Source organism: Nocardia abscessus (assembly GCF_015477775.1).
GTDB lineage: Bacteria > Actinomycetota > Actinomycetes > Mycobacteriales > Mycobacteriaceae > Nocardia > Nocardia abscessus_A.
Map to the genome: position 1 here is coordinate 1 of NZ_JADLQO010000018.1, position 25,004 is coordinate 25,004.

Consider the following 25,004-nt stretch of genomic DNA (forward strand, 5'->3'; position numbering starts at 1 on the left):
GCCGTGACGACCTCGGGGTGGGCCAGCAGCGGCGGCTGCCATACCGAGTGTTTGGCGTGCGCGCACTCGTGTACCAGCGCACCCCACACCGCCGGGTAGTTGTTGCGGTCGCTGTTGGTGGCCGGGTGCGCGTCGGCCGGGTCGATTTTCAGGCGGGAACCGTCGAGTTCGATGGCCGCCGCTTCCGGCACGAACACCGCCGGGTGCCCGTACGCCGCGCCGGGGGCGATGCTCACGGTCAGGTCGTCACGGTCCGCGATCGGCGGGACCTCGGCGGTCATCGCGGCGGAGAGGGTGGCCCATCCCCCGGTGACCGGTACCGATGCCGGGGCGGGTGTGGCAGGCGCGGCGGGGGCGGTGCCGGTGCCCTGGGTAGCGGGCGCGGCGGAGGTGGGGGTGGTGATCACGTGGCCGGTCATGGCGGGCAATACCTTTCGTGTGCAGGGGCGCGGCGGGGTTAGAGGCGGGGGCCGAGGGCCAGGGGCGTGTGGCTGGTGCCGCACACGGTTCTCACCACGGCGGCCACCACCTCGCGGTCCTCTTCCGGGGCGGCCCCGAGGAGGTTGGCAATGGCGGTGTCGGGGTCGGTGGCGGCGGCGATCTTGCGGAACGCCAACAGCTCGCGCAGCTGCGGGGCCCACCCGACCTCCCCCTTGGCCTGTCGGGCGGCCAGCTCGCGCGCCACCTTGACCGCGCGCCGTTCCACCCCGAGCTGGGTGGCCAGGTCGAGGTCGCTGACCACCCGCACCTGGAACGCGAACCGCGAGCTCAACGCGTCGGACAGGATGGCCCCGTGCACGCCGGGGTTGTGCCCGGCCACCACGAAGAAACCGGGCTCGGCCTTGACCACCTCGCCGGTAGCTTTGACCACCAGCTCTTTGCGCCCGTCCATCGCGGGATACACCGCCGCCAGCACGGTTGGCGAGATGAGGGTCGCGTCATCGATGAACAGCACCCGGCCCTCTTTCATCGCCCGCACCAGCGGGCCGTCCATGAAAACGAAACGCCCGTCCGGGGTTTGGGTGTACTCCCCCACGAAGTCGGCGACCGTGGTGTCCCCGTCGCCCTGCACCGTCAACAGGTCCCCGTAGGCGGCCTCGATGAGCGAGGTCTTACCGGTGCCGGGCGGGCCGTACAGCAACACCGGCACCTCGGCCGCGCGCATGGTCCGCAACACATCCACATCGGCGCGCCCGGCCAACTTCCGCACGTGGTAGTCCTGCCCGTTCGGCCGGGCCACCGTGTTACCCGTGCGGGCCGGAGCCGCCGGGGTGTTGACAGGCGCGGCCGAGGCGGGAGTAGCGGCCGAAGTGGTGTTCTTCTTGGCCCGGCGGCGGGCCGGTTTCGCCGCCTTACTGGCGGCCGGGGCTGCCGGGATGGCAGGCGCAGCCGGTGCTGGGGCGGCGGCGGTGGCCGTGGTGGCGGTGGCGCGGTAGCGGCGCGGGGCCGCCGAGGTGCGTTCGGCGTGCCCGGCGGCGGTCAGCGATTCCAGCGCGTTGCCGACCGCGCCGGAGGACCGGCCGAGCCCGTTGGCAATCTCACGCGGGGACTGTTCGCGGGCCGGGTCGGCGGCCAGCGCGGCGGCAACCATGCGCCGGAGTTCGCCGTTGGGCAGGCGACCGGCGGCCGGTGCAGCGGTAGTGGCGGGGGCGGTGGCGGGTGTGGTGGGCATTGCGACTCCTGCAATTCCGTTCCGAATTCGCGCCGGTTTTCGGCATACGTGCGGCGTGGCCGCCATTCGGATTTCTGCGAATTTCCCGGCGAATTCCGGGAACGGGGTCGACGCTAGCTCGACCTGGAACAGCCTCACAACCCTAAAAAGTGTGCGAATTTCAGGAATTTTTCCGGACAACGGCGAGTCCAGCAGTGCAATATGAAAATGAAACGCGCACGTCGATAGCCTCGGGCAGCGACAGGCGGCCGAACATGCGAACCGAATAAGCGATCATTAGAAAAAAAGAATGAGAAAAGGAGGCGAATAGAACGGTGAGCAGCAGCAGAATAAGGACACAGGCCAGAGGCCGGGAGAGCCACGGACGAGACCGGCGACGCATGTCTATACGGCTTTGCGTATAGACAATCCACGCTGATATCCACACGGATATCTCCGCCTTGACCTGCGGGTTCGACGGGCAGGGGTAGGTCAATTTGACCTACCCACCGAATAGCGCACGGAACCTAGCCCTCGAACGATGCACGGATCGATTTTCATCGAGCCACCCAGCGCACTCGAACCATCGACCCGGCGCACAAATCAATTGATAGCAGCGAGAAGGCGTGCCATTTTCGGCCAGTGAGGGGCGGCATCGGGGATTTCGCCACACGTCATTTCAAGTCGTTTCCGCTATCGTAGCAATTAAATTCGTGGATTGATCGTCAAACGTCGAACAGGGAATGCCTGGGGCTGGATCGTCTCTATTTCGTGGTGCGGCGGAGCTGTTCCAGGAGCTGCCTGGTTTCGGGGCTGGGGGTCTGGCCGATTTCGGCGAGTGCGTGTGTCAGGAGTGAGTAGGTGCGTGTGAGGGCGGCGTATTCGCCGAGGCGGGCGTGCAGGCGGAGAATGTCTTGCCAGACGGTTTCGTTGTAGGGGTCGCTCTCGACCGTTGTCTCGAGCAGGCCCAGGGTGGTGCGGGGGTCGCTTTCGGTGTTGCGGGTGGCCAGCCAGCTCAATGCATTGAGGGCGTTGCGTCGGGCCGATTCGCGCAGAGCTTCCACCCACGTGTCGGTGAGGTCGCTGGCCAGTTCGCTGGTGGCGAGGTCGGCGATACGGCGGGCGGCGGCGGCCTGGTCGGTGTCGCTGCTGGCACGGCGGCGTTCGGCGACGGCGGCGTTGAAGTCCCAGTAGTCGACGCTGACCAACATGCCCGAGAGGCGGTAGTGCAGCCGGTCGTCGGCGAGCAGGCCGGTGATCTGCCCGCCGGTGGCGGTACTGATGGAGGTGCGCAATCGGCTCAAGGTGTTGGCGAGTGCGCTGGTGCCCCGATCCCGTGGGCGACGCTCGCCCCACAGCATGTCGATCAACTGGGATCGGGATAGCCCGTCCGGGTGCAGGGCGAGCACAGCCAGCAGCTCCCGGCTGCGGGGCTGCAACGGTCTCGTGATCTCCACGCTCTCAACGCCATCGGAGCCGCGCCAGAAGATCCGCGTCGGCCCGAAGATCCGCAACGCCAGGGCAGGCGCAGCCTCCTGGGACGGGTCGGCACGTGGGGAGTCCGTGGGCTCGGGGTCGACGCCGGACTCGGGCGCTGTCGCGAGGTCGTTCTCGCCGTGCTGGCCGGCATCCTCGGCCCCGCTGCTGAGGGCGGGCTCGGCGACGAGCGGGAGCGCGAGAGCATCGGCGAGTTCCTCGACCGCAGGCTCGGGTGCGCGCGGGTGGGGTGAGGGCGCAGGCGCCTGTTCGAGGGGGTAGATCCTCGGCGGGCTGGCCTGGTGGCGGGTCGGGCGATCTTGGCGGGCGGTAGGGCGCGTGGGCGGCGGCGCGAGCCGGTCGCGGCGGGCAGGCGCGCGGAGCTGGAGGTCCAGTGCCATAGCGATGCGGCGGGCTGCCGGGATCAGGTGCGGGCGGCGGCGCGGCGCGCGGCTGCCGTGTAGCAGCGCCTCGGAACCGGCCCGGTTGGAGGGCACGGTACCCAGCAGCGGGAGCCCGAGGGCGGCAGCGAACTCGCCGCGGGCACTGGCACCGACGAGCACGATTCCCCGGTGGCGGCTGTGGCGTGTGAGTGAACGGATGCTGCGGGCGGCCAGCTCGGGGTCGCTGTGCTCGGCGCGCACGACGACCAGGCAGGCATCGGCGGCGGCCAGGACCGGGTCTGGGACCGAATCCGGCTCGGGGACACCGCAATCTGCGAGCACCGTCGCCCCCAGGGCGGCCCAGCTCGCCTGTGGACCGGCCAGCAGCGCGGCGGCCGGAAAGGCTCGGTCGGCGTCGCGGTGCGGTGGCGCGGCCAGTAGCGCCTCCCCGCCGGGCAGGAACTGCACGTGCTGAGCCAGGCGTTCCGGGTCGATCGGCTCGCCGGGAGCGGTGATCCGGGCAAGGCTCGCTAAGCCCAGATACGGGTCAGCGCCGACCATTTCGGCGAGCTGCCCGCCTGCGGGGTCGGCTTCCACGATCAGCGCGGGTTCTGGGCCGGGCCAGGTGTGGGCGAGGGCGAGGGTGGTTGTGGTGGTTCCGGCGCGTGGGCTCAGGCCCGCGAGGGCGATCAATAGCGGCGCCTGCGAGCCCGCAACCGGCTCTGCGGCGCTCATGAGGGCATCCTCGTGCCCGCTGCGACCCGATCGCGCGGCAGTGGTCGGCGGACGGGGGCCTGGGTGGTGGTCATCCTTGCCTCTGGACGTTGCTGATGAGCAGCCCACCGCCCTCGCCGGGGCGGGTGTTGATGAGCTGGAGGTAGTCCATCCGTTGCCGGTCCGGGCGCAGCTCGACCACGTGCACGTTCGCGGTCGACTCCGAGATCGGGGTTACGGCAACGCAATGGGTCGCGCCCGCCGGGATCGAGGCGATCCCCGCGGCGAGTCCATCGGCGGCGATACCGGACTCGGGTGCGAGCAGCCGCATCGCGGCCTCGGCGCTGCGATCGATGTAGTAGGCCGCCTCGAACGCCGCGATCACCCCCGCCACGGTCGCGGTGGTATCTGCGCGACGGTCGGTGACCGTCGTCCCCGACAGCCCGGTGCACGCCCCCTCAGCCGCCGACGTGGCACTCGGCGGGAGCGCCGTGGCCGAGAGCCGATCACCGGCATCGCGTGTATCACTGGCCCCTACGGCGACCAGACCGATCATCACAGCCACGCTGGCCGCCAACGCTGCCCACACGCGCCACGACACCCGTTCGCGGGCATTGATGCGCCCCAGCACCCCTACGCCCGTGTCGGGCGCGTCAGGAGTCTGCGCCACCGCGACCAGCCAGCGGTCCCGCCGCATCGAGATTCGCGAACCCGGCTCGGCCCCGGTCTCGGAATCGAGACCGGGGTCGGGGCTGGGCACCAGACGCAGGTCCGGTCCCGTGCGGGGTTGGTCGAGCCAGGCCCACCGGTCGTCCTCACCGGATTCGGGCTCCTTGTGATAGTTCATGCACCTCACCACCTCGGAAATCTTTCTCGGACTGAATGATTCGCCCATGTTGGCGTGCCGCCACGCGGCCCTGCCCGCACCGGGCGAGGCCAGGTGCGGGCAGGGCCGTCTTGGGAAAACGGTCATCGGCGGCTCGCGTGCTCGCGGTGCTCGCCTTCGCCGCCGATCGTCCCGTCGCCTCGCGAGCCCCGCCGGCCTGCGATGTCCTCGCCGAGTCTGGCGAGGACATCCCTGGTCGCGGTGGCCGCCGTATCGCGGTGGCCGCTCTCGTACTCGCGCCAGCTGACCTGAGTGCCGCGTTGGCGGTAGGCCATGAGGGTGCGACGTCCCGCCGACACGGGAACGATGGCATCCAGCCCACCGTGGTAGAGGTGCAACGGCATCCCGTGGCGGGTGTGGGCGAGGGTCTCCATCGCCAGTACCCGCCGCCACCAATGATCGTTCCAGGGATCGGGACGACGGCACCAGTGCGCCACCGGCTGCGGGAACTGTTGCAGCAGTTCAGCGGCGGTGAGGTGCTGAGCCTGCTCGACAGCGCGCGCCCCGTCCTCCGACAGCACGTGACGCAGCGGCAGGTGCTCATAAGCGCGGGCAAGGCCGACCAGGGCGGCGAGCCCGAGGCCCGTGGCCTCGCCGCGGGTGAACGCCGGTGCCAGGGCGGCGAGGTCGGAGGCCACGGCTCCGGCGGCGATACCACACAGGTCCAGCTCCGGCGCGTACCACGGCTGCAGTTCCCCGGCGGCGGCGACCACGCGCCCGCCATCGGCGTATCCCCAGGCCACCACCGGCGCGACCGCGACACCGAGATCCGCGCCCCGATACACCGCTCGCGCGAGGTCCAGCACGCTCCGGGCTCCGGCGCGGGCGGCGAGGAAGGTGTGCGGGCCGCCTCCGGCGATGCCCAGGCCCTCCCCGTCCGGGATCGCCACCACCCAGCCTCGCGCAAGGGCGGCCTCGATACCGGTGGTGTCGGGTTCGGCACCGATCGCCAGCAGTTGCGACGGCGCACAGACCCCGCCCAGGCCGCGAAACTCAGGGCAGTACACCAGGATCGCGGTCGCGCCCGGGACCGCGATGGTCTCAGGGATTAGCACGATCCCCGAGGCCGCAATGGTTTCGGAGCGGGCGTTGGCCGTGGCGTAGACGACCTGCCACGCCCCCCGCGCCTCGCTCAGCTGCGCGACAAACACCGGCCGTGTGCGCACCAGGTCCCCGGGGCGGTAGCCATCGAGGGTCGTAACGTTGTAGAAGTCGTTGCTGTCGGTGGTCATGGGTGGCTCCCGGCCAGATCGTGGGCGAGTGCGGTCAGCCACGCGATGCCGCTGGCGAGCTGTCCGGCGGCGGCGTAGCCGGTGTGGCGGCCGTGTATGTCGGCGTAGCGGAGCCATACCGCCGGATCGAGTAGGTCGGCGTTGTCGCCGACCAGCTGGCCCCACACAGCGGACAACTGCCCTGCCAGTTTCGGCAACTGCCCGACCGGGTCGGAGGCCACCACCCCGGTGATCTGTCCCCACCGCGCCGTCGCGGCAGCCGTCTCGTCCGGACCGGGACGTGGAGTGCGGGGGTCGGAGGCGTCGGTGAGCCGGTCGGCCAGACTCGCCGCGGGCACGTAATCGACGACGCCGGGTCCGATTCGGAAGTCGCTGTTCACCACGGTGGTCCAAGCGTCACCGAGCACACCCGACAGCAGCGCCTGGACCGAGCCGAGCGCGGCCACCGGATCACGCAGATCCGCCTGGGCAGCGACCTGGGCGGCCACCCGCAACAGGGCGGCGCGATCGGGTGCCGAGCAACTCAAGTCACCCTCGACACAGATATCGGCCACCCGCCCGGTCAACGCCCCGTACTCGACACCCTCGCCGGTGGCGATGCCGCCGCCGGATGCCGGGGCGGTGGTGATCGCCACTCCCGACACCGCCGCCCCCGTGGTGCCGGGGGCGGGGTCGGGGGTGTGCTGACCAAGACGGCCGGGGATCACCGGAGATCCCGGGGCGCGATCGGGATCGGAGTAAAGCGCGATACCCGCCACCCGCTCGGGCGGGACAGGTCCCTCGCCCGCGCCGACAGCTCGCGCGAACTCCGACACCACCTGCGCACCCTGGGAATACCCGACCACAGCCAGGGCGGTGGCGGGGCAGTCGGCGGCGATCCGGGCGGCAGTGGCCGTGAGCGCGACCAGGCCCTCGCCCACTGAGGCCGCGTAGGAGTCGGGGCCGCCGCCGGTCCCGACCGCGCCACCGAACCCGGCGGGATAGGCGATGTAGGTGCGCGCCACCAGATCCGGGACAGCGGCCACCACCGGGCCGAGCAGGAATCCGAGCATCCCGGTGTCGGCGATCGGGGATGCGCCTGGCGAGGACTCGCCGGTGCCCTGCACCCCGAGGACCCACAGCACAGGGCAGCCCGGCCCGGTCGAGGGAGGCTGCGCCGACACCGAGCCCGGCGTGCACAGCGCGCTCGTGCAGGCCGCCAGCACGGTGGCGGTGAGGAGACGGAGACCGGTCACGGCTGGCCCACCCCCACTCCGGCACCGAACCCCGCGCCCACCGTGCCACCGGCCAGCGCGCCGACCACGGCGGCGGGAACACCGGCCACGATCGCGCCCGCGACAGCGCCCGCTGCCGCGCCCAGCGCGGTACCGGCCACACCGGAGGTGATCGTGCCGATGACCGGCACGGTCACCACGGTGCCCAGAGCGGCACCGGCGATACCGCCGATCGTGCCACCGGCCAGCCCGCCCGCGACCGCGCCCGCTGCCGCCGCCGGTGCACCCGCCAGTGCGCCTCCGATCGCACCACCGGCCCCCGCCCCGGCGATCGTCGCACCGGCCACCCGATCAGAACGACCCGCCGGGATCCCGATCGAGTCCAGGAACGTCGCAGCCTGCGCTTCCAGGTTCGCGGCGGTGGTGTTGACACCGTCACGGACCTCCGGAGGCACCCAGTCCGGTGACGGCCTCTCCCACTGGCCGATTCGGATCGTGTCCGGCGGGGCCTCGATCGGCGCTACCGGAGGCACCGGTTCCGGTGAGTGCAGCTCGACCACCTGCACCGGCGGCGCGGGAGCAGGTGGAGGCGCCGGGCGCGGGACCGGGCCGTTGCGGACCTCGGGAGGCTGTTGCGGATACACAGCGGGTTCGGGCGGCGGCAGATCCGGCGGTGGGGGCGGGGCGGGGGCAGCGGTTCCGGGCTGGACCGGGGCGGTGACTCCGGGCTGGTCGGCGATCGGATCCAGCGTCACAGCACTGGCGTGCGGCGCGGCCAGCATCATCACCACCGGCACAGCGCCGACAGCCAACACACGGCCACCCCACAGCAGCCGACCCCCGTACGCGAGGGATGTATTCCCGTTTTCGGGCACGACAAATAACCCTTTCGATCGAATGAGAAAGGAGAGGAAAAGATCAGAAAATGCGCGTGACAACGCGCGAGAAACGACGGATTCCCCGGCCGCCGACCGCAGCCGGGGGACCCGTCGCCGTATTCCTCATGTCAGAGGAATGGCATGGCTGATCAGACGAACGACAGGACCAGGCTCAATGCCTGCGAGGCGACCGACAGCACATTCGAGACCAGCGATGCGCCTGCGTCGAGCAGCGACAGGATGGTGTATGGGTCCACAATTATTCCTTTACCGGAGGAGGTGCAGTTGCCCCACCATCACAGCCCGAAAACCGCTGTCGCGCCACCCTTTCGAGGGGTAAGGAATGTGCTACCACAACCATTACCCCTCCGACTACACATGGTGGCCTGCGCCGATGAGCGGAAGGGGTAACGCGAGTGTCAGTAGAGAAACTTCCCGAACGCGCGACCCGGTGTGCGGGTACGGCAAATACGCCGCGCCCGTCGCGCGGCTACCGATGGCTAATCATCGGCTATCTCACGGAGAATAATATTTGCCGAGATGATCTTCCTCTGGTAGGAACGAATCAGCTCGGGGGAGAGAACCTTTCAACGTACCCCACGTGGAAGGAAGTACGGAAGACCGTAGTAGGAGGGGCTTTACGTGACCCGGACAACGAACCCGCACAATCCACGACGACGACGCCGCCAGCAGGACCGCGCCAGTTCGTCTTGTTCGGAGATACCTGACCTCGGTGGCTGGGCGCGCCGGATCCGCGAGCGCCGCAAGCTCCCGCGCCCGCGCGCCGCCGATCGCCTTCACATCAGCAAGGGGATGCTCAAGAAGATCGAGAACAGTGACGCTGCGTGCTCGCCAGCGGTTTTGAACCACCTCGTTACCGCCTACGACCTCGATCGCGCGCAGGAACGCTACACCCGCGACCTCGCCCAGCCCCCGGTCGCTCTGCCGCCGATCGCGGAACTACGCACCCGCACCGACACCCCCGAGCACCGCGCGACACTGACCTACCTCGACCGCAGCGAGATCGCCGGCGCCTACATCGATCCGCTGTGGAATGTGGTCCTCGCCAACGAGCGGTTCACCGCGAGCTTGCCCGGCATCGAGGGATTCCGCGACAACGTCGCCTTGTGGTTTTTTCACCCCGGCTCCACCACGCCCACCGCCGAACCCATCGTCGTGCACTGGGACAGCGCCGCCGCCTTCCTGGTCGCGACCCTGCGCGGTGCCCTCGGACGCCACCGCGACACCCCGCACGCCCTCGCCCTCTTCCACGACCTTCGCGGTGCGGCCACCTTCCGCGAGGCGTGGGACACCAGCGACGCGGTGGCCTACGGCCGCCGCCCCGAGGAACCCGTCCACCTGCGCGACCCCATCACCGGCGAGCCGTACTCCGGACACATCCATCTCGGCTACGCCTCGAGTTCCCACGACGTCCGATTCTGCGTGTGCTACTACGAGCCCTACCACGGACCAGGTCTGGCCGACAGTGTTAGCCGACAGGGAAGATGCCGATGAACAGCAGCTCACGATGCCAACGAATCCGACCGGCATCGCCGTGCTGACGAACGCACCGGTTGCCGCCGATAAGCGCCGTAGGGCCACAAGGCCCGCACGGTCCTGGCCTCGCGGTCCGGTCACGTGCGCACAGCCGGAGGCATCGAGAACGCCGACGCAATCGGCGTCGCCGTTGCCAACGCCCGGCTGTCCAGAGCGGCACGCTGAGCGCCTTTTCAGTAGGAATCCCGAGTGCGATCCAACAGACCCAGCAACCCGACTTTCGCCCCACACGGCACGCCCCGAATTCCCGCACCACTGAGCAGGAGTACCGAATGACAAGCAGTTCCCCCACCCGCCACCACACCGCCGAGCAGGCACCTCGTCGTTCACACGCCGGGGGAAACGCGCACGCGCTACCCCCGCACAGACGGGCAAGATGAAATGCGGAAAGCCCCGGCACTCGACGGGATGCCCGACTTCCACGACTCGCTGGAATGGCTGCGCCACCGCCATCATCTGTCCCGCGAGTCCGCCGCCCAACATGCCGGTTTCAGCAGCTCCTACCTCCACCGGCTCATCCGGGATCGGACCTATCCCGGCCGTCGTGTCTTCACCAAACTGGCCGACGCCTTCGACCTCGACCCTTCACAGCGACGCCACCTGCACGAACTGTGGCAACCTTCCCGCGACCTGCCACCTGCCGAGGAACTACGCCAGCGCCTCACGGTCCTGGGCATCCAAGCCCACCTCGACCACCTCGATACCCGCGACACCCTCGCTGTCTACCTCGATCCCCTCCGAACCGTGCTGCACGGCAACCGGATATTCCACCGCATGGTGCCCGGCCTCGCCGAGGCCGACAACTACTTCCAGTGGATGTTCTCCCCCGCCGCCCGCGAGCACATCGACAACTGGGACAACGAAGCCCGCTACACCGTCACCATCCTGCGCGGAACACTTGGTCGATACCGCGACCTCCCCCGAGCACGAACCCTGTTCCGCAAACTGCGAACCATCCCCGAATTCCCACGCATCTGGGAATCCACACCCATGCAAGTCACCTACGACCGACCCCGCCCGACACCGATCCATGTGCGCACACCCGACACCAACGAGCCCCTCCCACTCAGCCTCGAGATCAGCGACTACCCCGACTGCCCCCACGTCCTCCTCGCCTACGGCCTCTACGACACGTCCGCCATCGCCCGCTAACGGTGGCACCACTGGAACAAATGAGACCGATGGTTGCGTATCCGAAGGGGTCTCGCCGCGGTACCGCCCCGCCGGGAGCACGCAAGTCCGTGCAGCCCTGCCGCGAGTACCATCGGAGCGCCGCCGGGCGAGTTGGGCGACCTCGCCCGGGGCGTGTAGGCGTAGTGATGGTGTAGCCCGGCAGTGTCCTCTGCAGACTGCCATGATCGGTTCATGACTGACCGAACTCGGGTGCTGTATGCGATTGTGACCGGCGCACCGCCAGCTGACACGGTGAGTGAGCTGGTCGAACTCGCCCAGGCTGAGGGCTGGGACGTGTGCGTCGTCGCCTCGCCGAACGGTGTCCACTTTCTCGATATCGACGCCTTGGAGGCGCAGACCGGTCACCCGGTGCGCTGGGAGTTCGAACAGCCAGGAACCGAGGACCTCCTGCCCCCGGCCGACGCGATCATCGCAGCACCGCTGACGACGAACTCGATGGCGAAACGGTCAGCCGGTATCGGTGACAGGCTGCCGCTCGCCCTGTTGGTAGAAGCCGTCGGCGGAGGGCTGCCCGTCGTAGCGATCTCGCACGCCAAGCAGGAGCAGATGAACTTCCCCGCCGTGCGTGAGGCCCGCGAGCGACTGGCTGGCTGGGGTGTGCGGTTCGTCCTCATTACCGAGGACGGTGAAACCGGACCGCTCCTTGGCCGCGGGCGTTGAACGTGCCGGGTGAACCGCTGGCCGCTGCAGGGTCCGCTACCGTCTGCCAGAATCGATGAACATGGCTGAGACACGGGCAGGGCTGATCATCTGGGATGTGGACGGCACGCTGATTCCGGCGGACCTGCGCTGGCTGCGGCGAGCAGTAGCCCGGACCTACGACATCGAAGAGTCGACTGTCGTGTTTCCTGCTGCGCGGATACATGGTTACACCGACGAGTCCATCGTCGTGGACACGGCCATAGCCTCGGGCGTCGCCAGCGAGACCGCCGAAGAAGGATTCAGCCGGTACGCTGACGTGCTGATGCAGGTCATGAGGCAGGGAGAGGCTGAGCTCGCCCGCGACCAGGCAGCGTATCCGGGTGCCGTGCAAACTATCGCTAATTTGGCGGAGCACGGGTACATCCAGACGGCTCTCACCGGGAACCTCCGTGTATCGGCCGAATTCAAACTGACCGTGGCGGGCCTGGACTCCCACCTCGACCTCGAAATCGGTGCCTTCGGCTCAGACGCGCGGGAACGCTTCGACTTGCCCGCGTTCGTCGCCGACCGGTATCAGGCGAAGTACCGGCACCCCATTGAGCCTGCGCGGACCGTCATCATCGGCGATGCGCCGAATGATATTGCCACCGCTCGGCACGCCGGATTCGGCGTTGTTGCGGTGTCCCACCGGATCACCTCCGAGGAGCTGTGGGAACACTCGCCAGATGCGGTCGTGGACCGGCTGGATCCCGACGAGGTACTCGAAGCTATCCGTTCGGCACAGACAATCCGATCAGCCGCGAAGCTCGATCGCTAGGCGGAGGTTTCGCCTACTCGCTCCATCAACGCGAGGACCGGCTTCTCGTTCTGCCAAGGAGCCATCCTCTCGATTGCGCGTTGCGCACGTTCGAGTCCACGACGATTGCCCATGGTTGCCAAATCTTCGTAGGTCTCACCGAGGACCCGGCATCCCTCGTCCAGTTCTCCTGACAGCGCGTATGCGCTGGCGAGGTCGACGCGCGCTGCCAGGGCGACGTTAGGGCTGTCCATCTCGGGCGAGTCCAGCGCGGCGGTAAGGGCGGCGATAGCGCGTTTCGGTTGCCCGAGGAGGAGCTGGCAGGTGCCGACGTAGACTTGGATACGGGTGCTGTTCCAGTCGCTGAACAGGCCGGAGCGGTTGTCTTCATCGATGCTCTCTGCGGCGCGCTGTGCGCGAGTCAAGGCTTCCTCGCATTCATCCCGAAGGTCTAGCACGGCGTAAGCCTGCGCCTGCTCGGCGCCGATCCGCGCTCGCGCCGCAGATGGCAAGAAGGCAGCGAGGCCAGCTGCCTCATTCAGTACTCGGAGCCCGATGACAACGTCACCATCCGAACTCATCAACGTCGCTGCATCCGACCGGAGATTGCTCTCGAAGATTCGCGCAATACCGCCCAACGTCTTGTCCTGGAGCTGGTCGGCAAGCTTGCGGGCGAACGCGGCATGGGTGAGTGCCATCGACCGGTCACCGATGGCACTCCACACCCGGCTAGCCACAACGGATGTCTCGCCCAGCAGCGCCCCCGCCCGCCGTTTGATCACATCGTCGCTCGCAGCTCGAAACAATGACGCGACAGCATCTCGGTGAGCCTCGATCGGGCCGATGAGCGCATCGGGTGCCAAACTCTGGCGCTGACCGGCCAGCAGATCGGTCACGGTAGCGAAACTGCTGAGAGAACTTGACGCCGAGCGCGTTCGCATCAGTGCCGAAGCCTCTTCCACGTCCAACACATCGATTGCCGTGTGATCGGCCCCGACCAGCACCGAGCTGCTGATCGGTGCGACGTCAACTGTCGATGCGGAGGAGCCATCGCCCCCGGCCAACGGAAAGTCCGTACTCACCAACGCTGACTCGGGGGCCGTGGCCAGGTCAGCGCTGGGCACATCACTGGTGTTCGAGTCAGCCTTGCTTCTACGCGCAGCTTTCGGGTGACGTGCTCGCCAGGCGGCTTCGCCTTCGGCCACGATCTGCTCGAACCGTTCCCGGTCTTCCGGTGTGGCGCGTTGGGCGTAGGCGGTGTCCAGGATCTCTTGGGTCTGCGCGCGGAGTTTGACCGCGCTCAGCCCCGACTTCCAATTGCTGATCGTGGTGCTTTCGACGCCGAGCATCGTGGCGAACTGCCGGATCGGTTGTCGCATCGCCTCTTGCAACACGGCAGCTTCGAAGCCGGTCCATTCCCGCGCTCGTATCATGCGGCCCCCTTATTCCCGCTCCTGAACTGGGAAATGCCTACGGTACGCCTACGCTAAGCCAACACTGCGCGGTTCCTTCCGATACCGCTGGCGCGCCACGATTTTCACCAGGAACCCATTCCCGGGGGAGGCCGAGGCACAACCGCCCGATCCGACTTCCCTCAACGTTGGAAACGCCATCAGGGAGGCCGCGCATGAACGGCAGCAACAAGCCGAACTCACTCCCGTCCGCGGCGAGGCAGGCCGAGCTGGGCGAGTCGGCCGGCGCCCTCGCCGAGACCGAGATCCCTCGCGCATTCGACTGCTCACTGTCGACCCTGGTCGGGCAGCTCGACGCGATGACGATCGCTGGATGGGTGACCAGGGCTACTGAGCCGTCCGGGGAGTTGCGATGACGCCGATCAGCACGCCGGTGCAGCCGTACACCGAGTCTCCCCACAGCCGGTCCGAGTTCTACCGCCGCATATGTTCGTTGCCGACCGTGGTCGACCCGCAAACGGGGCGGATCACGATTAAGGCTGGGTCTCTCGTCGGAGCGGTGATGATGCCGACCGGACTGGCGCAGCAGGTCAAGAACAGCCTCGATCTGCGTGGTGTCGCTCCGCTGTCGATCATCGGCCACCCCCGCGCAGGGATGTGGACCTTCTTGGTGCGAGCCGACATGCGGCCTATCGCCGACCCTGGCGTCATCGCCCAGCTGTGGCACGCCCGGGTGGTAGTCATCCGCGACGGAGACATCGCATTGCCCTCCCCCGTCCCGGACCCACTGATGATCCGCACCTGGATCTCCCCGGCGACAGGGACTTTCCGGCCCTCCGGCGAAGTAGTGATCGAATGCGCCCGAGCATTCCTACCGAGAACGGCTCGGCGATGACACCCGACAGCAAGCAGTCACCCTGCCCGGACGAACCCGACGTCCGTCTCTCGGTCCTGATTTCCAGCGTCCGAATGGAATTCGTCGCCTGTGTGACCGCCGCACTGGTGTTCGTCTGCGACGTGGCCGCCCGTCGCCCCGGAACCGTCACCGTGCAGTCCGGAACCTGCGCCGGACTGCCGCGCTTGCCCGGCGAACGCCTATACCTCCATCCCTGACCCACGCCGTCAAGATTCCCCGACCAACCGAATGGCCTCCGAGATTTCACCCGGTCGAACTGGAGCTGAGCGCCTACGCCGCCGCCGTGGTCATTTCCCGGGATGAGGGAGTCGAACAATGACGCAACGGTTCTCGCGAATGCACCGCAGCGGATTCTCCCGAGCTCAAGTAGCAGCGATCTGCGCACTGGCCACCGGCCCGAAGACCGCCCGCCAGATCGCAGGAGGGCGCGTGGTGGGGCCCGTCCCGTCATGCTGCGCTGGCCTGTCACCAACGCCTACGCCACAGCTACCGGCGACGCCGACAATCCGCGCGCAGAAGCGGTCGCTGGCTGACCGGCGCACGGTTGCTGTGTGTCTCGGGCGGCGTCGCAGCAAACTGCGTGGCGATCGGCAAGATCGTCGAATCCGGCCGGGAGTGCGGCGGGCGTGAGCGATGGTCGTGGAGCGGGAGGAAACCCGCCGCACCGACAGTCCCGGAACAAGCGAGTACCAGGCGTTCGCCGCACGGCTACAACGGCCGAGGCAGCATCTCGTCAGGGGAACCGCGGCCTTGTGCTGATCGCTGGCGGGGCGCGGATAGATACTGCACAACATGAGCTTGTCCACCACCGGTTTGTCGCCACCGGCACGTGGATGGATCGCGACGCGTAGATTCGCTCGATAGGCCAGTAGGGGAAGGAGACAGGGGAGGATGCTCGATTTCGACGTTTCGCGGTTGCCCGCCGATCCAGCCGAATGGCAAGCCTTAGTGGATGCGTTGACGCGAACCGACGACTACTCCGAGACACACTATCTGGAGATGAAGTCGGCGTTGGACATGCGGGACAACGCTGACTTCATGAAGATTCCAAGGTTCATCCTCGGCGCCGCTAACCGCATGCCAGACGATGCGGCACCCTACCTGGGCGGGCACGCGATCATGGTGCTCGGAGTGAAGTACGGAAGCGCCGAGGGGCTTGAGAAGCCACTGGAAAGCAAAGACATTCGCGCTAAAGTCGATCCGTACACCGGTCTCGGCAAGATCGACTGGTGGGTTCACTACCTGGACGGCGACAAAGACCCGGCCCGGCGTGTTGTCATCATCGTCGTAGCACCACCACAGTGGGGCGACCCGATCAGGGTGTGCTACCAGAAGTTCGCGCACAAGGTCCCCAGCACCAAGAAAGGCGAGTGCTCGAATCAGGCATGTCCTCGACCCGACAAGCTCGAGAAGGTATTGGCGGACAACGGCTGGATCTTCTGCCGACCCGACAGCGAAACGAGGTTGGCCCGGGGAAAGGACATCGAGCATCTGATGGAACGCGCCCTCAACGGGCGCCCGGCCGACCCCGATGTTGTGGTCCACGGCAAGGCCATCCGTGTCACCGTGCGCGATGACTTCTTGAAGAAGTATTTCAAGGCATGGGGAGACCACTATAACGAATCCCTAGCTACACCTCCGTTTCACACCGCGTACGCAGCGCTGCGAGTCGACAACCGCACGCACGAAGAGTTCAGAAATGAGGTACGCGAATGGGTTTCGAAATTCAATGAGGAGTGGTCGACTCTAGCGGAAATGGCCGCCGTTGTCGGCCGAGACGAATACCAGGTCTCTTTCACGATCACGAATAGCAACGGAGTCTCTCTAAGACGCCCGAATCTCAATGTCCACATCGGAGGAATGACATTTCCCCAAGACGCGATCGACAAGTCTCGGTTCCATGCCTACCGGATTGTTCCGCAGCCGCCCCGGGAATACGGCACTCCGCCACGCGTCTTTCTCGAAAGCGAGCGCGCCGCAGCCTCGTTGATTCCGGTGGAACGTCCGCGGTTGCGGCGCCAATTCGATCAGATAGTGGGCCAGTACGGTGACGATCCGCAAGGGCTGACATTAAGCGTCAGAATGGAGGACTTGAGGGCGCACGGGAAGCACGTGGTCGCACCAGACGATGTGTTCATTCTGACCTACGAACCGGACATAACCGAACTGGTTGCAACTTGGGAGATCTCCGCAGCAGATCACAGCCGCCCACCGTATCGTGGCGAGACGCGAATCCCCATTGTCGACGTCGACGTATCAGAGCTCCTCGAACGCCAGCTCAAGACTCCAGTCAAGAAAGAAGAGTGACGACAGCACGCCGCAAACCTGAAACCGCCTATTCTTGCAGTGCCTCGTTGAGCGCGTCCCGAAGCCAATCTGTGAGGTCGAGGTCTACGACTTCTAGGACCACATCAGCCGCCGCATAAACGTGCCCGTGATCGGCCGCTGTCAACGTCCATTCTCCCGAGAACTTGGTACCCGGTTCTTGACCGGTAACCAATACAAACTCGGTTTCCAAACGGTAAGGCGGGCGCCCAACTCTCAGATCCCTCAGAGTGAACGACATCTCCACGCCGTCGTCAGATTCTTCAACCGAAATCACACCGTCATCATCTGACGCCGGTAACACCGGCGACTCGAACGGAGGGGCAGATGAGATTCCCGGGAACAAGCTCGCAAAATCTTCACCCCACTTCTTCGGCAACTCCGGCAATACCTCTATAAGGTCTGACGTCTCATTGTAGTTGCTATCGACGACAAGCATGGCTCCCTCAACCGAGAGGTGCACCTCCGGCTGCTTCAGGTACTCGCCGGAGCTATTCGATACCGTGATCTCTAGCGGTGGGGCGACCGCTCCGGCCGCAAAGTCGACGATAGCGGACCAACCACTGCGCAGAGCGGTCACCCATTCCTCAAGTTCGGTGCTGAAGGCTTGAGGAGAACGAAAATCCGTGACGATAGGCTGTCCGAACATGTTCCTTTCCGATGTCGGTGTGCCGAGCCGGTCGCGTACATGCTCGATATACTTTTCCAGCAGGCCACTGTCCCATCGGCATCGGTAGACGTTCCCCTTGACTGTTACGACCGGAGTGGCTTTCGGCTTGTGTCCTGTGACGAGTCGCTGGCAGAGAGAGTCGATCTCCGCCGCGTTCGCCGCCCGCGTTTCGCTGGAAGGCCGGACGTAGACACCACCGTTCAGGAGCAAGGGACGCTTGCCACCTGGCTCAGTGAACTCTTTGCGGCAAGGGAAGATTGGATCTCCGTACCGCGGCGGCGCGACGACGATGATAAGGACGTGCCGGCCTGCGCCTCCAGGAACTTCGACACGCTCAGTCCACCATGTAGGCCGGGCTCCGCCGCCGGTGTAGTTGGCCAGGTAGTTCTTCAGATCCTTCTCGTCCACCGTTGGAACACCGAGGATGGCACCTTTCTGAACCCCGAGCACCATTACTCCATGCCCCTCGAAGTGCATCTCTGCGAGGTCAGGCAAACGGTTTGCCGACCCGAGGATGTACTTTGCAATCTTCGCGCGGCCCACGTTGGTCTTCGGGTCGACGTCGGACTTGACCTCAAGGTAGTCGGTTTCGTAGTCGTCGCCTGTGTCGCGCACGTGTTCCACCAGGTCAGACCACGCCATCTGTCCCCTCGGCAGCACCGTGAAATCGATTGGCATCCTGTTCCTTCCCCTAACAGACGCCTGCCATCGTAGGCCGTCACCCGACCGACACGCACATGGGTAACCCGATGCTAGCGGGCTTCGAACGAAACGACATCGATCCCCGTTGCCTCTGCTCGCCGCCTGCAATCCCTTGTCCCGGACCAGCCGTCGCCCATAGGGTAAGCAATACACCTGTCCGCCCTGAGGTCGACCATGTGCTGGTTGCGGTGGTTGCCCGCGGCCGGGCAGTAGCGGCGCCCGTTCTTCCACCGAGGGTTGTGTCGGCACGTCGGATGGCAGGGCCGCTCCCAGGCCGCAGGGTGCGGCTCCGGAATGATCCTGTATTCGGGGTGACGGGCGGCGATGATCGGTGAACACGCCCACCGGTCGGCGATCGCATCCAGGCCGGGTGGTCGTCGTGGTCGCCCGTCTGGGCAGTCGCCGTGGACGACGATCAGGGTTGTTCCGAGCGGGAGCTGTACGAGTTCTTCGCTGAGCACGTCGCCTGCGGTGTGCCAGTCGTCGTAGAACCGGGACCCCGTGACGAGCAGCCGGAACACCGCGGTCACGTCGTCGCGGGATTCCAACCCGCGTACTATGCAGGCTCGGTCGCGACGCGAACCCATGTGCCTGGCGTTCCATCGGCCACGCACACGAACATGGTTGCCGCACTGTCCATGAATATCTCTCCCTTGCCGTGGTTGCCGGCAGTGGGTCGGCCGACGGTCGCCGCGGGAACAAGATTCAGTTGCGCACTTGTACCGTCGAACTGGCCGCCATAGACGCCGGTTCCGAATAACTTTGCGCTGCTGTCACTTTCGCCGACAACGCCTGCAACCCTACCTGTGGGTCGACCGCCGCCTGTACCCTTTGCCGAGCACACAACGCCAGGCGCGCCTTCACCACGGACACCAGCGCCAAATGGCACTGCGTGTCGACCCAGCACACCTGCGGTTTCAGCACCACCAGCCGCATACCCAATGACGCCAAAACCCTCGCTCGTATTGGCTCCCCCCACGCCGGCGTAGCCGGGTTTAGATGAGACGCCCAGTGCACCTGTGTCACCGACTCCGATCACTCCGAATCCGTCACGCCCGGGGTGCCATCCAGCCATCGCGGCGTAGCCCTGCTTCGAGGACACACCGAACACGCCAGTGTCGCCCAGTCCGTGCACTCCCGGGCCTGTGCGGTAGACGTTGTGGCCGTATACGCCTGCCGACGTTCCTCTGCCTTCGCCGGACACTCCTACGGTTCCGATCCCGCGGATTCCGGTCCCACGGCCGTTGGCGTGAACACCGGTTTCGCCAAACGCGAGCACGCCAAAGCCGTCCACGCCATAGTTGTTTCCCTCTACACCTGCACAGCCCGCCCCACTGCCAATGCCGAGTATGCCGGTGTGCTACTGACGATGGCCGTTGACAGTGTGGGCCTGGGTCTTCTGTAGCAGCCTCTCATAGGGTGTCTGCCCTGCGAGGCCGCCGTGTGGGCGGTGGAAGTTGTAGTAGTCCTCCCATTCCTTGAGCTTGTCGTTGAACAACCCGGTGTCGTCGATGACGACACCGTCGAGGAGGCGGTAGAACTCTTCGGCGTCGATGCGGTGCGAGCGCTCCACCTTGCCGTTGAGGCGCGGGGTTGCCGGTTTGATGTAGGTGTGGCCGATGCCCTGGTCGATCACGTGCCAGTGGAAGGCCGACTGGAACTCTGCACCATTATCGGTCTGGATCTTCTCGACCTGGAACGGCAGCCGGGACAGGACGTAGTCCAGGAACTGGATCGCGGTCTTCTGGTCCGAGCGAGGATAGACGCGCAGCACCCTGCCGGGTGCAGTCGTCGATGGCGGTGTACTGGTAGAAGCGCTTGCGCCGCCCGGCCGCGGTGGTGATCGGTTCGATGAACTTCACATCGATCTGCACATGGTGGCCGGGGCGCTGCTTCTCATAGCGCTTCCAGCGCTGCTTGTGGCGTTTGTAGCGCTGCGAGGCCGGCAGCCGGTTCATGTTCAGCCGCTTCAGGATTCGCCAGACCGTGGACTGGCTGATCGACACATCGTGGTAGCGCTGCAGATACATCGTGATCTTCATCGGACCGAAGTGGTAGTGCTGGCGCAAGTGGATGATCTTGGTGACCACCTCGGGTTCTGTGACGGTCGGGCAGTGCAGCGGAGCGCTGGAGCGATCCTTGAGCCCGTCGAGCCCTTCGTCCTCGTAGCGGCGCTTCCATCGGTAGAAGATGTTGCGGCTGATGCCGTAGTAGCGGCAGGTCGCGGCCACGTTGCCGCTGACCTCCTCGGCATGCCGAAGCACCGCCAGGCGCCGGTTCGCTCGCCGGACCAGATCCTTCTCACTCCATACACGTTCGGGCACAGGACTCCTTCGTATCAGGAGCCCAAACTGTCAACAACCTCCGTCAGTTTTAGACCTAGCAGTGCGGCGAACTCACGGATCGACTTGCGCATGGCTTCTTGGAGTGCGGCGGCTTCGAAGCCGGTCCACTGTCGCGCTCGTGCCATCGCCTTTGCCTATGTTTTTGAGCCTGACCTGGGCAAATACCTACGCTACGCCCACAGTACGCCATCACCGCGCTGTTACAGCCGAAACCACCTGTGCGCCAGGGTGAAAAGCGGTACCCGGTACCGGGCCGACGCCGCAAACCCCTCACGCGGCGCACCGGCGGCCAGGGTGGCGGTCCGGTGGCGAAAGCCCCCGGTGCCGGGTACCACCCGAACTTTTGCCGCCTTGGACCCGGAAAGAAGCACTGCGCGATGCTCACCAGTTCCCTCGCCATCTATCAATTGATCGCCAGGACCGGACAGGCGGCGCATCAAGCGCCCCTAGCGCCGTTCACGATCTCGCAGGCGCACATGGTGATGCGCTACCACGTTGCCTGCCGGGCGAGGCGCTGCCCACGCAAGGCCGCCGCCCTCGACACCCTCGTCCAAGCCCGCCGGGTGGTGCCATCCGAGACGAAGCCGCGGTGAGCCACGATGACCACACTGCCGAGTAGCGGCTCCCCGGACGACCACCTGCCCGATACCAGCAGTAGTGATCCGGCCGAAGTGACGCCGGAATGGGCGCCGGTCGAACCGCTGCCGTCGAGCGAGATGTTGCTGGCGGCGTTCGCTGGATTGACGCCAATTACAGCCACAGACATCCTGGATCCGGCCAGCGACTTGGTGATCTGCCAGGAGCGGCATCTGTTGGCGTTCGAGGTGCTAGCGAGTGGCGCCGTCGCGGGCGAAAGAGTGCAATCTGTTGCGACGGCTTTGGTTTCGGCGCGAGAAGAACTCGACCTGCTGGTGACGATCATCGACGACGCTGTGGGCAAGCGACTGCCGCGCCGTCAGCGGGATGGGAAGCACCTTGCGGGCCCGGATGGGAATGCCCGGCCTGTACCGGTACATACGGAGTCGATCGGGGAGATCGCGGCTCGGATGGCCGCGCTTTGGGAAGTGGTCAGCGCCCACGTGGGCGACGTCGGTGATCTGCCAGAAGCACATCGCCTGATGGAACTGTCCGAGGGCTACGACGCCCTGGCTGCTGAGATCGATGCGGGTCGGCGAATCCCGCCGGGGTTGTGATGCGCTGTGCGGCCAACCACCTCGCCACGGCGAATCCGACACATTCACATCGAATCTGGGGCGCTGAGCTTGGACTTCCAGGCGAGTGCCGAGCAGGTGCAGAACGTCGCAGAGGAGCTGGCGCAGGGGTTTCCGGACTTGGTGGTGACGGTCGACGACGACGTCTGTGATGACCTGCCACCGCTGCCGTGTGCCGCGCTCTGGGACTGAACCGCCGCACTGCCCACCGGCTAACCCGGCTCGCGGCGTCCGCAGCTCCTTACTGAATCGCGAAAGGACTCCACCCTTGCCGTCTGAACGTCAACCATCGCCGTATGTCGTTTTCGGGATCACGAACCAGCCGCTGGGCTGCACGGTGCCGCCAGTCGACGCGCAGCCCCAACAACCGCTGCCGGATGCGGGGCCGTTCCTACGGGTGTGCGCCGGGGGTCAGGAACCCACTACCGCGCTGTTGCGCTGTGCCCGCGAATTAGATGGCGAGTGGCGTCATGTCCATGAGCATGGCGGTAACGCCTCGGCAGAGGTCAATGAACAGCTCAACTTGCTGATCTGGCTGATCGACCGGGAGGCGGGTGGGCACACCAGCGGGATTGTGTTCGAGGCTGACGCTCCGGTGCTTCCGTCGTCGTACGGCGATTGGGTGGCACGGCTGATGTGGAAGTCCGTGTTGTATGCGCTGCGGCAGTACGAGCCGGAGCATCACGAGCGAGACGCGACCGAGCTGATGGCCTGTGTCCGGACGTTCGACCAGCTGGTCGCCGATGTGCAGGCAGGTCGGGTCCGGCTGCCAGAGCAGGCGGGGGCGTCTCGGCCGAGGGTGGGACGACCTCGGGGCGAGGATGTCACGTGACACCATCAAACAAACGGGGAGACAGCACATTTGTGTATGCCGATGGCCCGCTGGCGGAGGCGATGTGCCAGGTGCATCTGTTGGACCTAACGGTGGGGCGGGCGCGGGAGCTGCGGGACATCCATCGCGAGCACCACCCGGACGGGTGCGTGGTGCACCTGGAAGCGGCCTATCTACTGCTGCTCGAGGACGGCTGCTAAGTGACGTCGCCTCTTCTCCTGGCTATTCCCTGGACCGGTTCGATCATCTTCACCGGCGTGCTGTGCTTCCGGCTGGGCTACTGGTGGAAGACGACGGAGCTGCAAGGGCGGCATGCGATAGGGAATGTGCCGGGGCGGGACAATCCGTGGGAGTCGGATGCGAACGACCTCGGTGACGAAGTATCGACGAGTACATCACCACCGGCAAGGCCGCGGCGGTGGCGGAGCGATGATGATGACGACACCGAGGTGATGCCGGTGATCACCGATGCTGTAGCTGACCAGTAGGACTGCACCAGTCAACGTAGCCCGCTCCGTTTGAGGAGCGGGCTACTGGGCGTTGCGGAAACTTCGGTTTGTACGCGGCGGCGCGGCCGATCTGACTGTGCGGTCAGCTCTCGCGGTACCGCGCCAGAACCTGCTTCACGGCATCCGTGACAGGCGGTTCCTCGACCAGGCTGGTCCAGGTGTACGCGTCGTGTTCTGTCAGTTCCACGGGCCCGGCATGGCCGACCTCGACGGTGAAGTTGAACTGTCGGCTTCTCTTGCCGCTGCCGGACTGGTAGTCGAACTCGCCGAGGTAGTTCGTGATGGCGGTGACCTCAAGGCCCGTCTCTTCCTTAACTTCCCGAATGAGGGCTTGATCGATGGCTTCGCCGGGATCGACTTTGCCACTCGGAAGTTCCCAGATCCCACCCATGAAGTCGTCGGCCGGTCGTTGCAGTAGAAGGACTCTGCCGCCGTGCTGGACGACGGCACCGACGACGAGTTGTTGCACCTCGTCCCGGTCGGCTTCCCGCGTCAACTTCTCCAGCAGTGTGGTCTCGATCATCGAGCCCTATCCTTCAGGTCGGCGTGGTGGGTGATCACTTTGTGCAGTGCTTCGACGTAGCGGTCGACGAGCGGCAGGTCCTAGTCCCGATGCCAGACGGGGAGTTGAAAGCGGTGTGGTGCAGCGCTTCGACGCGCGGGTAGTCGCCGGGGGCGAAGTGCAGCAGCGGTGTGGCGATGGCGAAGAAGGTATACGCAGGGACAATCACCTCATCACCTGCCCCGATGCCGCAGGCGGCGTACATCGAATACAGCGCAGCGGTGCCTGAGCTGGCGACCACGGCCTAGCGGATACCGAAGTAATGCTGTAGTGCGTCTTCGAGTCGGGCGATGACACCGGAGCGGTCCTAGATCGAGATGCCCTCCTCGAGCTGATCGAGGATGGCGATGCTGGTGGCCTCGGTCAGTGGGGGCCATGCAAAGTGCGGTGCGCTTCGGTTATGACGGATGGGCCGCCAAGCAGCGCCAGTGGTGAGGTCACAAGAGCTCCTTGGGATTGATGTGGTTGCGGGTGCGCGGCCTCGTAGCAGGCGGTGACAAAGGCCATGTGAGCGAGGCTTTCGGCGGGACCGCTGAGGTTCGGTCGCGTGCCGTCGATGACGCGGCGGAAGTAGTCGATCTGGGACGCCGCGGCCGAGGGCCAGCCTTGTTCCCGACGCAGCGACTCGATGACCTCGCCGCTGTTGGTCAGCCGGGCGAGGACCGAATGGGCGAGGCTGCGGTCCCCCGAGTCACGTTGTGTATGCGGTGGTTTAAGTGGTGCACGGTTGCCATCGGTACGCGCGATTCGCGTACCGGTCAGGTAGTGTCGGGGTAACGCGCGTCATTACCAAGGTCAGGCGGCTAATGGTGAGGTAGAGGCATGGTCAGAGGGCGGGAATGGACCGGGTTCGAAGCGGCAGTTCTTCAAGAAGCGATGCGAAAGTCTGTCCGGGAC

25 protein-coding genes and 2 pseudogenes are annotated in these 25,004 nt (G+C 66.1%); 14 read left to right on the top strand and 13 right to left on the bottom strand.

The features are described from left to right. From IU450_RS32725 to IU450_RS32755, 7 genes and pseudogenes are all read right to left on the bottom strand, one after another. Positions 1-419 (bottom strand): annotated as a pseudogene (locus tag IU450_RS32725) (hypothetical protein); the annotation flags it as partial. A gap of 38 nt (positions 420-457) precedes the next feature. Further along, the gene (locus IU450_RS32730; protein WP_195153582.1) at positions 458-1,672 is read right to left on the bottom strand and encodes an AAA family ATPase; all 1,215 of its coding nucleotides are present in this window, start codon (positions 1,670-1,672) and stop codon (positions 458-460) included. Between the two features lie 743 nt (positions 1,673-2,415). Next, positions 2,416-4,245 carry a BTAD domain-containing putative transcriptional regulator gene (locus tag IU450_RS32735; RefSeq protein ID WP_195153583.1) on the bottom strand — a complete coding sequence of 610 codons (1,830 nt, stop codon included), beginning with the start codon at positions 4,243-4,245 and terminating at the stop codon, positions 2,416-2,418. Between the two features lie 70 nt (positions 4,246-4,315). Further along, a complete protein-coding gene (locus IU450_RS32740; protein WP_195153584.1) occupies positions 4,316-5,071 on the bottom strand; it encodes a hypothetical protein in 756 nt (251 codons plus the stop codon). 122 nt (positions 5,072-5,193) lie between these two features. Then, entirely contained in the window at positions 5,194-6,342 is a 1,149-nt protein-coding gene (locus tag IU450_RS32745) for a lipase family protein (protein ID WP_195153585.1), read from the bottom strand. Next, a complete protein-coding gene (locus tag IU450_RS32750; RefSeq protein ID WP_195153586.1) occupies positions 6,339-7,577 on the bottom strand; it encodes a cutinase family protein in 1,239 nt (412 codons plus the stop codon). Before IU450_RS32750 ends, IU450_RS32745 begins: the two co-directional genes overlap by 4 nt. Next, complete coding sequence (locus tag IU450_RS32755; RefSeq protein WP_195153587.1) at positions 7,574-8,368, bottom strand: hypothetical protein; 795 nt, start codon at positions 8,366-8,368, stop codon at positions 7,574-7,576. The genes IU450_RS32750 and IU450_RS32755 overlap by 4 nt, the downstream gene beginning before the upstream one ends. A gap of 708 nt (positions 8,369-9,076) precedes the next feature. Between IU450_RS32755 and IU450_RS41070 the strand changes: the two genes are divergently transcribed. The 4 genes from IU450_RS41070 (at position 9,077) to IU450_RS32775 (ending at position 12,644) form a co-directional block, all read left to right on the top strand. Next, positions 9,077-9,949, top strand: coding sequence for a helix-turn-helix domain-containing protein (locus IU450_RS41070; RefSeq protein WP_195153588.1), 873 nt, complete (start codon positions 9,077-9,079; stop codon positions 9,947-9,949). 423 nt (positions 9,950-10,372) lie between these two features. Beyond that, positions 10,373-11,143 carry a helix-turn-helix domain-containing protein gene (locus IU450_RS32765; protein ID WP_195153589.1) on the top strand — a complete coding sequence of 257 codons (771 nt, stop codon included), beginning with the start codon at positions 10,373-10,375 and terminating at the stop codon, positions 11,141-11,143. Positions 11,144-11,356: 213 nt separating this feature from the next. Continuing rightward, positions 11,357-11,845 carry a flavoprotein gene (locus IU450_RS32770; RefSeq protein ID WP_195153739.1) on the top strand — a complete coding sequence of 163 codons (489 nt, stop codon included), beginning with the start codon at positions 11,357-11,359 and terminating at the stop codon, positions 11,843-11,845. 61 nt (positions 11,846-11,906) lie between these two features. Continuing rightward, positions 11,907-12,644, top strand: coding sequence for an HAD family hydrolase (locus IU450_RS32775; protein ID WP_195153590.1), 738 nt, complete (start codon positions 11,907-11,909; stop codon positions 12,642-12,644). Here IU450_RS32775 and IU450_RS32780 read toward each other — a convergent pair. Next, entirely contained in the window at positions 12,641-14,056 is a 1,416-nt protein-coding gene (locus tag IU450_RS32780; RefSeq protein WP_195153591.1) for an XRE family transcriptional regulator, read from the bottom strand. The genes IU450_RS32775 and IU450_RS32780 overlap by 4 nt on opposite strands. 194 nt (positions 14,057-14,250) lie before the next feature. On the opposite strand from IU450_RS32780, the gene IU450_RS32785 reads away from it, so the two are divergent. The 4 genes from IU450_RS32785 to IU450_RS32800 all read left to right on the top strand — a co-directional run bounded on the left by IU450_RS32785 (position 14,251) and on the right by IU450_RS32800 (position 17,258). Next, positions 14,251-14,451 carry a hypothetical protein gene (locus IU450_RS32785; RefSeq protein WP_195153592.1) on the top strand — a complete coding sequence of 67 codons (201 nt, stop codon included), beginning with the start codon at positions 14,251-14,253 and terminating at the stop codon, positions 14,449-14,451. Further along, complete coding sequence (locus tag IU450_RS32790; protein WP_195153593.1) at positions 14,448-14,930, top strand: DNA-directed RNA polymerase subunit beta; 483 nt, start codon at positions 14,448-14,450, stop codon at positions 14,928-14,930. Before IU450_RS32785 ends, IU450_RS32790 begins: the two co-directional genes overlap by 4 nt. Continuing rightward, positions 14,927-15,148, top strand: coding sequence for a hypothetical protein (locus tag IU450_RS32795; protein WP_195153594.1), 222 nt, complete (start codon positions 14,927-14,929; stop codon positions 15,146-15,148). The genes IU450_RS32790 and IU450_RS32795 overlap by 4 nt, the downstream gene beginning before the upstream one ends. Positions 15,149-15,842: 694 nt before the next feature. Then, positions 15,843-17,258, top strand: a complete 1,416-nt coding sequence (locus IU450_RS32800; RefSeq protein ID WP_195153595.1) for a hypothetical protein — start codon at positions 15,843-15,845, stop codon at positions 17,256-17,258. Between the two features lie 28 nt (positions 17,259-17,286). Here IU450_RS32800 and IU450_RS32805 read toward each other — a convergent pair whose 3' ends face one another. The 3 genes and pseudogenes from IU450_RS32805 to IU450_RS32815 form a co-directional block, all read right to left on the bottom strand. Further along, complete coding sequence (locus tag IU450_RS32805; protein ID WP_195153596.1) at positions 17,287-18,624, bottom strand: hypothetical protein; 1,338 nt, start codon at positions 18,622-18,624, stop codon at positions 17,287-17,289. 729 nt (positions 18,625-19,353) lie between these two features. Further along, positions 19,354-19,584, bottom strand: a complete 231-nt coding sequence (locus IU450_RS32810) for a hypothetical protein (protein ID WP_195153597.1) — start codon at positions 19,582-19,584, stop codon at positions 19,354-19,356. A 424-nt stretch (positions 19,585-20,008) separates the two neighbouring features. Further along, positions 20,009-20,942, bottom strand: a pseudogene (locus IU450_RS32815) (IS481 family transposase). Positions 20,943-21,370: 428 nt separating this feature from the next. On the opposite strand from IU450_RS32815, the gene IU450_RS32820 reads away from it, so the two are divergent. The 6 genes from IU450_RS32820 (at position 21,371) to IU450_RS32845 (ending at position 23,524) form a co-directional block, all read left to right on the top strand. Further along, on the top strand, positions 21,371-21,586 hold the full coding sequence (locus IU450_RS32820) for a hypothetical protein (RefSeq protein ID WP_195153598.1): 216 nt from the start codon (positions 21,371-21,373) through the stop codon (positions 21,584-21,586). 6 nt (positions 21,587-21,592) lie between these two features. Beyond that, entirely contained in the window at positions 21,593-22,186 is a 594-nt protein-coding gene (locus IU450_RS32825) for a hypothetical protein (protein WP_195153599.1), read from the top strand. A gap of 69 nt (positions 22,187-22,255) precedes the next feature. Continuing rightward, entirely contained in the window at positions 22,256-22,396 is a 141-nt protein-coding gene (locus tag IU450_RS32830; protein WP_195153600.1) for a hypothetical protein, read from the top strand. A gap of 76 nt (positions 22,397-22,472) precedes the next feature. Beyond that, a complete protein-coding gene (locus tag IU450_RS32835) occupies positions 22,473-23,036 on the top strand; it encodes a hypothetical protein (protein WP_195153601.1) in 564 nt (187 codons plus the stop codon). After that, a complete protein-coding gene (locus tag IU450_RS32840) occupies positions 23,033-23,236 on the top strand; it encodes a hypothetical protein (protein ID WP_195153602.1) in 204 nt (67 codons plus the stop codon). Before IU450_RS32835 ends, IU450_RS32840 begins: the two co-directional genes overlap by 4 nt. After that, on the top strand, positions 23,237-23,524 hold the full coding sequence (locus IU450_RS32845; RefSeq protein WP_195153603.1) for a hypothetical protein: 288 nt from the start codon (positions 23,237-23,239) through the stop codon (positions 23,522-23,524). A gap of 103 nt (positions 23,525-23,627) precedes the next feature. Here the strand turns inward: IU450_RS32845 and IU450_RS32850 are convergent, their stop codons facing one another. Together IU450_RS32850 and IU450_RS40250 are read right to left on the bottom strand one after the other, a co-directional pair. Next, positions 23,628-24,068, bottom strand: coding sequence for an NUDIX hydrolase (locus IU450_RS32850; protein ID WP_195153604.1), 441 nt, complete (start codon positions 24,066-24,068; stop codon positions 23,628-23,630). A gap of 34 nt (positions 24,069-24,102) precedes the next feature. Beyond that, positions 24,103-24,348 (bottom strand): DegT/DnrJ/EryC1/StrS family aminotransferase, encoded by a 246-nt coding sequence (locus IU450_RS40250; protein ID WP_324197911.1) that lies wholly within the window; start codon positions 24,346-24,348, stop codon positions 24,103-24,105. Positions 24,349-25,004: the final 656 nt, after the last annotated feature.